The sequence below is a fragment of the Polymorphospora sp. NPDC050346 genome (assembly GCF_040655695.1).
Taxonomy (GTDB): domain Bacteria; phylum Actinomycetota; class Actinomycetes; order Mycobacteriales; family Micromonosporaceae; genus Polymorphospora; species Polymorphospora lycopeni.
Genome location: NZ_JBFAKM010000063.1, coordinates 16,323 through 27,644 on the forward strand (window position 1 = coordinate 16,323; position 11,322 = coordinate 27,644).

Below are 11,322 nucleotides of genomic sequence, written 5' to 3' on the forward strand. Positions count from 1 at the left end.
CTGGGCTTGCGAGGTGGCCGAAACGACCGGGGCCACCGGCACCCTCGGCACCTTCTGCGGTCCCGGCGGCTCGTACAGGGCCTTACCGGCCGCGGGCGTTGGCACACTCAGCAAACCCGTGGCCATGAGCACCGAGGCGAGCGCAGCTGTCACCCGTCGAACTCGGCTGCCGCTTCGACGTGGCAGGTAGGGCGAACGGGCTGCGTCCATCATGTGCTCCCCGATGTCTGCGTGGTGACCGCGATCTGGTGGTTCGTGTCTGCCCTCTGCGTAGGTACCACAGGGCTGGATCGAGTGGGACAGCAGTTGGCGCGCCCGCGTACGACGGCACCGCTAGGGGCGGCGAGGTGGGGCCGTCATGGTGTCGGCGGGTTGAACCGCAGCCCCAGGCCGGGCCGGAGGACGGGTTGCCGGTAGGCGTACTGGATTGCGGAGGTGCCGTCGGCGTTTTCGATGCCGATGGTGGCGCCGCCGCCGCGTTCGAGGAAGGTGCCGTCGTTGTCGGTGTAGGCGAAGGTGTAGCCGCCGGCTTCGTCGAGGATGGCCTGGAACGTGACGCGGGTGCGGGGGTCTTCGTACGAGTGGACGTTGCGCCACTCGATGACGAACTGCCGGTTCGGCGCGCTGCCCCGTACGGCGGTACGGACGCTGGCGTTGCTGTCCACGACCCAGTCGTGCCAGAACGGGTACAGCGCGGCGTTGGGTTGGTCGGGGCCGGCTGGTGAGGGGATGGGCCATGCGTCCGGTGAGGGCGCGCCGGGGTTGACGAAGCTGATCAGGCCGTTGATGTCGGCCCAGGCGGTGGAGTAGCTCTGGCCGTAGAGGGTCACCGGGAAGGGGAGGGCGATCGAGGTGTAGGCGTCGTCTCCGGTCAGTGGCAGCACGGTGCCGTTGGCCGGTGTGTAGGTGACGGGTTGTTCGGTTAGTCGGTAGCCGCCGCCGGCCGGGGTGGCGTCGAGGGCGTAGTCGGCGGCGGTCTGGGTGTTGGTGCCGACCACCACCTGACGCACGTCCGATCCGCGGCAGGTTCCACTTGGCGCGGTGGCGATCACGGCCCAGGTGCCGGCGGGTACCGCGTCGATGTGGTAGGTGCCGTTGGCTGCGGTGGTGGTCGTCTTGTCGGCCACCGTGACGGTCGCTCCGGCTACCGGTGTGCCCTGGCAGGTGACGGTACCGGCGACGCTGCCCTGGCCGGGTGGGTTGGGGGTGAACGTGACCCCTTGGCCGGTGGCGAGCCATGACTCACGGAACAGGTACTGGAAGCCGATGGAGCCGTCGCCGTTCTCGATGCCGACGGTGCCCTCCCCGCCGCGCTCGATCGGCTTGGCCGGGTCGATGTCGGCGTAGGCGAGGGTGATCTGGCCGTCTTCCTTGAAGATGACCTCGAAGGTGGCGCGAGTGCTGGTGTCGCCGTAGATGTGGACGTTGCGCCACTCCACGACCCACTGCCGGTTCGGGGCGGTGCCGCTGATCCTGGTGGCGATCCTGGCCTGGGAGTCGACCACCCAGTCGTCCCAGAGCACGTAGACCGCCGCGTTCGGCGAGCCTTCCGCGGCCGGCGACGGGATCGGGCCCGGCCAGGAGCCGATCCAGCCGAAGTACGCCGGGTCCTTGAAGCTGATCAGGCCGTTGGCGCTGATCCACGCCGAGGTGTACGACTCGCCGTAGAGCTTGACCGGGAACGGCGGGTTCTTCTGCCACACCGTCTCGTCGCCCTGCCATCCCTCGACGACGTCGCCGGGGACGAAGGCCTGCGGACCGGTGGTGCATTTGTAGCCGAACTCGTCTCCGTTGACCATCACCGACAGGTCCACCTCCGAGGTGCCACCTGGGTGGTTGATCGTCTCGCGGGCGTACTGGCCGGCGCACCGGTTGTCGCCGGTGGATGCCGCGATCCTGTACTCGCCCACCGGCACTGCGGTGAACTGGTAGCTGCCGTCGGCTGCGGTGGTGGCGTTGCGGTTGCCGGGGTTCAGTGTCACTGTCGCCCCGGCGATCGGCTCGCCGGTCACCGCCGTGGTGAGCACGCCTTCGACCGCTCCGGCGGGTGCCGGGGTGTAGGTGATCGAACTGTTGCCGGTGAGTGCCGCTTCCTGGAAGGAGTACAGTGCCGCCACCGTGCCGGAGGCGTTCTCCAGGCCGACCGTCGCACCCGCGCCCTGGTGGATGGGGGTGGACATCGCCCCGTAGTGGAAGGCGATGCGACCGTCCTCGTGGAAGATCACCTCGAAGGTGATCCGCTGCGCGTTGGTCGGCCGGAACCCGACGTTGCGCCACTCCACCACATACGACCGGTTCGGGGTGGTGCCCAGCGTCTGGGTCCGGACGCTGGCCGCCGCGTCGACCTCGAGGTCGTCCCAGAACGGGGCGACGACCGCGTTCGGTGCCGCCGACGTCGGCATGGTCGGGTTCACCCAGGTGTCCGGCTCGCCCGAAGCGGGGCCGAAGCTCATTAGGCCGTTCGTGTGCACCCGGCCGGTGGTGTACGACTCGCCGTGGAAGCGTACCGGGAACGGCAGTGTCACCGATGTCGCCACGTCGTCGCCGGTCAACGCCAGCACAGTGGACGCGGAGACGAAGCCGGACGGCCCGGTGCTACAGGCGTAACCCATGCCTCCGTAGTCCGGTCCGAGCCTCAGGTCACGCTCGACGTCGACGAACAGCTCCACCTGGCTGCGGACGACCGCGCCGCACCGGCCCGCCAACCTGACGGCGACGGTGTAGCTGTCCGCGACCAGGCCGGTGAAGCTGTACGCGCCACTCGCACCGGTCGTGGTGCTCACCCCGGTCGGATCCAGCGTGACCGTCGCGCCGACCACGGGCGCACCGCCGGCATCGGTCAACGTGCCGAACAGGCTGTGCAGCTCCAACTCGCCGGCCGCGTCGGGCCGGGCGAAGGTGATCGCCTGGGTGTTCGCCAGGACCGGTTCGGCGATCGAGTAGCGCAGCCGGTCCTCGCCATCGGCCGCCTCGATGCCGACGACCGCGTGGGCACCCCTCTCGGCGGCGTTGTCGAGCTGGTCGTAGTTCGTGGTGACGGTGCCGTCCGGGGCGAGGATGGTCTCGAAGGACAACCGCTGCGCGGTGTTGCCCTTGCGGTGCACGTTGCGCCATTCGACAACAAACCGTTGAGACGCGCCGCTGCCGGTGGTCGCGGTTCGCACGCTGGCCGAGGCATCGACGACCAGGTCGTCCCAGAACGGCGCCACCGCCGCGGCCGGGGCCACCGGAGCAGGCTGCTGACCGGTGTACGGGTGTGAGCCGCCGGGGTCGGTGAACGACAGCAACCCGTTGGTGTCCACCCACGCGCTACGGTACGCGCCGCCGTAGAACGGGAACGCGAACGGTAGCTGCACCGTCGCGACGGCGTCGTCGCCGGAAAGCGCCAATGCGGTGGACGCCGCGGTGAACGGCACGCTCTGCTCTGAGCAGGTGTGACCCAGATCGTCGCGGACCGCGGACAGGAAGATGTCGTACGTCGTTCCCTGGCCGTCGATCTCCAACGGCCCGCTGAAGACCTGGCCACACCGGCCGCCGAAGGTGGCGCTGACGGTGTAGGAGCCGGGAGCAAAGCCGGTCACGGTATAGCTGCCGTCAGCGCCCGACGTGCCCTGATGGCCGCCCGGTTGCAACTGGACAACAGCGCCGGCCTGGGGAAGAAAACTCTCGTTCCACACCGTGCCGGACAGGATCGCCGCGGGGATTGCGGTGAACTGGCCCTGGTTCATGTCGCTGGTCCGGTTACCGCCGTCGACCGCCACCGCGAAGACCGGCCGTGGCCCGAGGTTGCTGCCGACATTGACGGTCACGGTCGCCGTGCCGCCAGCGGTGCTGGCGTCGACCGTGCTGCCCAGACCGGTGCCGTCGATGCTGTAACGGAACCGGGTGACATTGGTGTCGCCGCCGGCATCGAAACGCACGGTGAGCTGCCCGCCGGCGGTGACGTCACCGCCATTGGGGAAGGTGATCGCCGGCGGCAGCGGCACGGCAAGCTTCGCCAGGTTCGCCGGGGTCTCGACGAAGTTGTAGAACCGCACGTCATCGACAACACCGGTGAGGAAGCTGTCGTCGCCTCCGTTCCACTTCCGCTTCCCGACCGCCATGTCCGTCGTGGCGTTGAATCCGCCGACCAGGGTCGTGGTCGCGGTCTGGGCCACACCGTTGACGTAGAGCGTCATCTGCTTGGTGGCGGCGTCGAAAACGCCCGCGAGGTGGGTCCACTTGCCCGCGGTCGGTGCCGCGTCGGACAGGACATGGTGGAGCCCGGCGTTGTCGGTGTCGGCGCCCGCCATGGTGAACCGCCAGCGCTGACTGCCGCCGGCATAGCCGAGGTGGTACGCCGACGTACGCGATCCGCTCGCGCTGACCGCGGTCTGCAGGCCGCTTCCCGACGTGGAGTTGATCCTGACCCAGGCGGCGACGGTGAAACTCGCATCCGTCCGGACCGGTGTAGACGCACCTGTGTCAGGGTGTGTGGTGTTGAGTGCGCCGGTCTTGGCGGCTGCGGTCGTCCCGGGCAACGACAGAGCCGTGCCCACGCCGGACCGGCCGGCGACGCGGGTCGCCGCCCCGCCCAGGGCCAGGCTGTTGCCGTGGCCGGAGACATCGGTGGCGGTGGCGCCGGTCTCCTCGAACGTCCACTCGGCGGCAGGACCGGAACCGGCCCGGACACTGAACGTGTACGCCACCGGGGTCGAGAACCGACCCGCGTGGTCCTTCGACCAGACGTGAAGTACATTCACGCCGTCGTGCAGCGGAGCCAACGTGATCGACGCGCCGTGGTCCGTGGCCCGCGCCGGCACCACCTTCGCCCCGGTCAGGACAGCGGAGTCCAGGCTGTAGGCATACTCCTTCACCTCGTACGGCCGGGTCGTCGGCGCGGTCACGTTGAACGTGCCGGACAAGCCGACCCCACCGCGTGGGACCCCGTCACCGGTGTAGTTGGTGGAGCCGATGCTCAACGGTGGTGGTGGCGGTGTCGCGTCGACGGTGAACTCGCAGGTGCCGGACCAGGGGCCGTGGTGGGAACCGTCCCAGGTGCGGGCCTGCCATGCGTAGCTGACCCCGTCGGTCAACCTGGCAGCCGGGATCGCCCTCGACACAGTCGACGGGTTACCCGCCGCCTGCGAGACGCGGTCGGTGTCGTTACGCGTCCCGCCGACGGGCCACCAGTGGAAGTCGGTCGTCAGCGACTGCTGGTCCGTGTCGGGGTCCGAATGCTTGGCGGAGAGGGTCGGCGTGGTCGTGAGCACGTACGGCCGGGACGTACCCGTGGCACAGGTCCTACCGTCGGATGCGCGGTCCGACAGTGCGCCCGGGTTGGTGTTGTAGGTGATCGCCAGCTTCGGCGACGAGTGATTGAAGCGTTTCCAGTGGTTCTTGGTGCCCTCGTCGACCGCCCGCAGCCCCACGGTCAGGTTCGACCAACTGCTGGACGCCGCCTTCGCCACCATCGACGTCACGTTGAACTCGATGGTGCCGGTGCCGAGACAGCCGTGCGCCGCCCCATACTTGCGGTTGCCGACCGTCTGGGCCGTGGAGCTACCGTTCCAGGTGGGCTGGTTGTTCCACGTCGTGCTCGACGAGATCGCCCCAGTCAACCACAATTTCGCATTGCTCCGCGGGCTGCACGTCCACGCATGCCGCTGCTCGACCCGGAACTCCGCCTTGACGATGTGCTTGCCCGCCACCTTGGACGTGTTCATCCGAAACAAGGACCGGATGATGTAATCCCCGCAGCCGGAGCAGTCCTCCGTACGGCCGGCACCCGCCGAACCGAACGTCGAACCGTTGGTCAACGCCGACGAGTTCTGCCAGAACGAACTCGACTTGAACTTGCTCCACACCGATGTCCACGCGTTGCTGTCAATCCCCCCGGTCCACGACGGATCGATGAAGATCGGCAGCTTGGTTCGAGGGTCGGCCAGCATCGCCTTGTCCGGGACGATCGTGATCGCGTCACCGTCGACCCGAACCGGCATCACCGCCCGACGAGCCACCTCCGGCACGGCCGTCTGGCCAGGCACGCCTAGGGCGCTCCGCTCCTCATCGAACTGCCGCTGCTCCTCCGCGGTACCCGGCTTGCGCTGCGGACCACTCTCACGCTCCGCCTTGCCCGCCGGCCGGGCCCCCTCGGCCTCGGCGTCAGGCGCCTGCGACGAGTCCCACATCAGCGGTGCCGGAGCGGCGAACACGGTGGCACCCGTGTCGTCACGGGCCGCGAGGCCACCCGAGGTGGTGCCGCTGACCGTGACTCCCTTGGTCGCCAACCCGAACCGCACCGACGACAGCTTGGGATTCGCCGCAGCCTCCCGGGTACGGACCACCAGCACCTCGGAGAAGCCCAACGGCTGCGCGGTGACCCGAAGATCCACGTCCGGCAGAACGTCACGGTAAACCGCGGTCGCTCCCTCCAGCACCGGCTCCGGCAGCCGACCCGGCCACGTCATCGCCAGTTCCCGGTCGCCGTCCCTGAGCCGGGCCAGCGGCGCGTCACCACCGGCGGAGAACACCATCGGCAGCACCGTCGCCCGCGGCACGACCCCCTCCCGGGACACCTTCAAAGTGGTGTCGACCGGCGTCCAGGAGTTGCCTTTACGCACCCGCGTCGGTTCGATGGTCTGCTCCAGCGTTCGGGAGCCATCACCGTTCAGGAACGTCTGCGACCACTCCGTCCGCTCGGCGAGAATCTCCACCCGCCGGCTACAGGCCTCTACCATCCGACGTGCCGAAACGGCATCCGGCTGCTCGTCCACGCATACCGGCCCCGGCGGTGCCGCCTCGGCACGGGCCGGCACTCCTAGCCCCGCCAACGCCACCAGTACAGACACCGTCGCAGCCCACCAGGACCGCGACACGCCCACGCGCACACCAGCCACCCGGCACCCCCGTGATTGACGCCAGCCAGTGCGCGAACTTTAAAGATCTCCAACCATCGATGTAAATAGCGATCACAACTTGCAACCACAAACCGGACGTCACGGATCGTTCCGAACCCAAAGCTCACTTCCAGTGATCACATGGGCACGGTCCGCTCAATCGTTCAGGGCAGGCGCCGTCAGATCAGTGGACGCACGAGTTCCACCAGGACGCATCGATCAGATCGCTTGAGCGGGTTCGGCGAACGTAGCTGCCACCCGCGCCTGGCAACGGGACATCACCTCCGGGTCCGTAGTGTCCTTGGCGCACGACGTTTGGGGCGATCGTCAAACACAAGGACCCATCGGGCACCGTCACGTCCACATGGACTGGAGGACGATGGCACCTGGCACGTCTGGGGCGCTTGCTGGGCCTCGCCAGCGACCCGGCTTGCCAAGCAGCGTCGACCACGATCCTGCGTCACGCTTGGTAAGCGGAGCTTTCCATCGTGTTGTCGCCTGCGATACGGTCATGTCTGTCGATCGGGGAGCCGCGGAGGACGAATGGCGCGACGGAAAGGCCTGATTTCCCAGATCCTCGACGCCCGTAAGCAGGCCAAGAAGCTTGAGGCTCAAGCGGATGCGCGTAGGCACCGGGAGCTGGTGGCGGAGCAGAAGCGCCAGGAGGCCGAGGCACGCCGCGAGGCCCTACGAGCCGAGGCTGCGGCGAAGAAGGCGCAGGCCGCACTGGCACGCGAGGAGATACGGGCCAAACGCCTGAACGACCAGGCCGCGGCGAAGGCAGCCCGCGAGGCAGCGCAACGGGAACGGGCCGAGGAACGGCTTCGCACCGCTGCGGCGCGGGCGAAAACCCAGGACGCCGCGGCGGCACGGCGCGCGGCCGAACAGCAGGAACACGCCCGCAGGCTCGCGGAGGCCGAGTTCCGGACCGACGCTATCGCCGCCAAGGTCGCCGCCTATGGCCAGCTGCTGGTCGACCGGAACCGACGCACCGGCGACTCGACCCTCGAGCTTCGCGCGGCGTTGTCCAACGGAGGTCCGGGCGCGTTCGTCGAACGCTTGCAGCACCTCCTCGCCCAGTCTCGTTACCCCGACGGCCTGACCGGTCGTGCCGCCGCGCACTACGAGCCGACCTCCCGCGAACTGCTCATCGAGTACGAGCTACCGCTACAGAATGTCGTGCCCACCGTCGTGGCCTACCGCTACTCCAAGACCAAGGGCATGACCCCGGTACCCCGCAAAGAGCCGGAGACGAAGAAGCTGTACGGCGACCTGCTGGCCCGGCTGACGCTGCGCACCCTCGCCGAAACGTTCGACGCCACGACCCCAGACATGGTCGGAGGCATCGTGTTCAACGGCTACGTCTCCACCAAGGACCGGGCGACCGGCCGCGCCGTCCGTCCGCTGCTGATCAGCATCAGCGCGGAGCGGGACACGTTCGCCGAGATCGAACTCGACGAGCCGGAACTGGACCCCGTGCTCTGCCTGCGCAGCCACCTCAACGCCATCGTCTCCCCGCACCCCTACGACCTCGAGGGTGTACGACCGGTGATGACCTTCGACCTGTCCAAGTACAAGTTCGTCGACGAGATGGACGTGGTCGCCGGCATGGACAGCCGCACCGACCTGCTCAAGCTCTCCCCCGGCGAGTTCGAGCATCTGATTCGCCGCCTGTTCGAAGCCATCGGCATGAAATCCTGGGTCACCCAGGCATCCAAAGACGAGGGCGTCGACGGCGTCGCCATCAACGAGGACCCGATCGTCGGCGGACTTTGCATCATCCAGGCCAAGCGCTACAGCAAGATCGTCGGACTGGAGGCGGTACACGCCCTCGCCGGCGTCATGGACCACAAACGCGCAGCCAAGGGCGTCCTCGTCACCACCTCATGGGTAGGCAAAGCAAGCCGCGACTTCGCCACCGCGAACGGCCGCATCGAGATCATCGAAGGCCGAAACCTCAAACACATGCTGAAAGAACACCTCGACCTCGACGTCCTCATCGGCCTGGACAAACTGCCACCGGGCTGGGCACCAGCGGATGTGGGACGAGGGACACCCTCATAGCTACCCAAGGACCAGCGGATCGGACGCGCTACCGGACGATCGCGCGTCACAGAAGACGACAAGCGCGCCAACGACGAAACCGCGCTCTCCTCAACCCAGCTCATGATCGTGCCAACAACGCCAGCCCCACCCCGCCACTATTCGTTCTGTTCGGAATCCACAATCCCTTATTGAGGCTGGTCCGGGCCGCGATCACGTCGATGATGAGGTCCTTCACCTCTGCGTTGACCGGCGCACCGAACCGCTTCAAGGTTGATCGCTTCTGGCCCTTGACGGCAACCGTGCAGTACGCGAACTCGTGCTTGACATGCTCCCGGATCGCGTCACTGGCACGCTCCGTCAGCGGCAACGACTCGGCACTGTTCGCGCCGTATCCGGCGATGTCGACCACCACGCCGAGGTCAACCTCGGCCAGCAACGTGTTCGTGTCACCATGCGCGAGCGATCCATCGATGTATGTACGGGCATTGGGGAACGTATCGCACTGCGCAGCAACAAATGCGGTCCCCTGCTCGGGCTTACAGCGTGCTGAGGTCAGCGGGTTCTTGGGGCCCAGGCCGCCCCGATTTCGGTCAGCCAGTTCCCCCCAGACGTCCTCCACGGTCATCCCGCTGGCCAGGCCACGCAGGATGTCGAGATGTGCCTCCGGCAAGCGCCCGGCCAAGCTTTCTATTTGCTGGTCGGTAGCGATGTTGCGTAGCAGTGGCATCAGGTTCTCGTCTACGCCGAGCCGTAGGAGCTCGGCGGTCGAGACGTGGTCGAACAGCCCGCCGTGCCGGCCAGCCGGTTCGGTACGCGCGAATTCCTCGACGCCTGCCTCGTTGCGCATCTGAAGCAGGCCGAGGTTCTGGTGGGCGGCGAACCGGTATCCCACGGCAGAGGCGATGGCGTCATCATGCGGTAGGACACAGAGCAGCACGTACTTCTCCTTGCCGAGAAGGACCACGACTCCGCGGTAGAACTGGTCGATGCGGACGGTACGTCGTGGGTCCCGCGCTTCGGCCGGCTTCTCTAGGTGCAGGCCCGCGCGGGTGCGCTCCATGAACTCGCAGACGGTGGCCTCGACGGGAAGCTGTACCCGGCGCTGCCGGGCATACATCATTGACGCCTCGGATTTGCCTGAACCTGTCGGTGCCTGCAGATGCTGAAATCGCGCTTGGGCCTGGACGAGTGCAGAAAAGGCGCGGAAATCCGGTTCCCTCACCGGATTTCCTGCACGCTGGGACAGTTGGTAAGCATGCGCGGCGCCTCGTTCAGCCTCCGTTGCAATCCGCATGGCCTTCTGCTCCGCTGCAGCAATGATCCGCTCAGCCTCATTCTTCGCCTCGTGGATAAGGGCACCTGCGGTACGCCGAGCCTCTTCCTCTGACTTCACCTTCTGCTCTTGCACCCGGTCGAGGGCGATGTCGACGTATAGGTCGGCACCCGACGTTACGTCTGCGGCCCGCCGTTCGGCATCCGCGACATTGACCAATGCCCGCCGCAGTTTCTCGCGCGCATGCCTGATAGCGACCCTCAACGCTGTATGCTTCTTGAATCCCTCCTTGTAATCGAGGCAGGTGGCGTCGGTACTCGTGGTGAACAAAACCTCAGAATGGTAGCCAGGAGGCACCATCAGGGACGGGACGCCGAAGTCGATCGAAGGAAAAGCCTCGGTGCTTTCCAGGGCATAACCCGAGTCGGCAAGTGTGCGATTCAGCCGTGCCTCAATTTCGGCCGGGCTGATGTCGACCGTGCCGTCATCGATGAGCTCGAAGACTTCCCGCGACAGATCCTCTGGCGGGGTGGACTCGTCCCGGTACGGGTCAGGGTTGATGGTCATCGGGCCTCCTTCCTCACCGTGGTCTGACTTGCGTCGGCCAAATCATGGTCTCGACCTGATGCTGACGGTGCGACTCCAGCCGCCGACGGATGTCACTGAGGCTGCGCCGGACCGCGTCGTAGGACTTACCGAGCAGTAGCGCGACCTGCTCCTGTGATAGCCCTCGCAGCATGTGCTTAACGACGGCCCGCTGGTTGGGCGTGAGGACTGCCAAAAGCTGATCAACGGCGTCAGCGTCGTCCCAGATGTCGGCGTGGTCGTTGGGACGTTCGAAGGTGTCCGCGAGATACTTGCATTGGCGGATCATGCGGCGCTGTTCGCTCTGCCTGTACTTAATCAGGTTGCTGAGCAGTCCCTTACTCGCCCAAGCGAGTGGGTCCTTGATCTCGTGCCACCGGCGCAGCATCTGCGTTAGTACTCCAACGTCACTTGGCTTCAGGGTTGGGCGTGGCGTGGGCATGAGGACGGCCACCGCGGCGATCATCGATGGTTTGTGAGGACAACCGAAGATCGTGCGGTGGCCGTGTGTCACAGCGTAGACCCCGGCCGGTGGCGGGT

General features: G+C 67.0%; 4 protein-coding genes. 1 reads left to right on the top strand and 3 read right to left on the bottom strand.

Annotated elements, in window-relative coordinates; all coding sequences use genetic code 11:
• Positions 1 to 356 precede the first annotated feature (356 nt).
• Positions 357 to 6,719, bottom strand: coding sequence for a carboxypeptidase regulatory-like domain-containing protein (locus AB0I42_RS35385; protein WP_357544132.1), 6,363 nt, complete (start codon positions 6,717 to 6,719; stop codon positions 357 to 359).
• 702 nt (positions 6,720 to 7,421) lie between these two features.
• On the opposite strand from AB0I42_RS35385, the gene AB0I42_RS35390 reads away from it, so the two are divergent.
• Entirely contained in the window at positions 7,422 to 8,942 is a 1,521-nt protein-coding gene (locus AB0I42_RS35390; protein WP_357544133.1) for a restriction endonuclease, read from the top strand.
• 100 nt (positions 8,943 to 9,042) lie between these two features.
• On the opposite strand, the gene AB0I42_RS35395 is transcribed toward AB0I42_RS35390, so the two are convergent.
• Both AB0I42_RS35395 and AB0I42_RS35400 read right to left on the bottom strand, forming a co-directional pair.
• Positions 9,043 to 10,764: a hypothetical protein gene (locus tag AB0I42_RS35395; protein WP_357544134.1), complete on the bottom strand. Its 1,722-nt coding sequence runs from the start codon at positions 10,762 to 10,764 to the stop codon at positions 9,043 to 9,045.
• Positions 10,765 to 10,777: 13 nt separating this feature from the next.
• A partial coding sequence (locus AB0I42_RS35400) for a sigma-70 family RNA polymerase sigma factor (RefSeq protein WP_357544135.1) occupies positions 10,778 to 11,322 on the bottom strand: 545 nt, incomplete at its 5' end.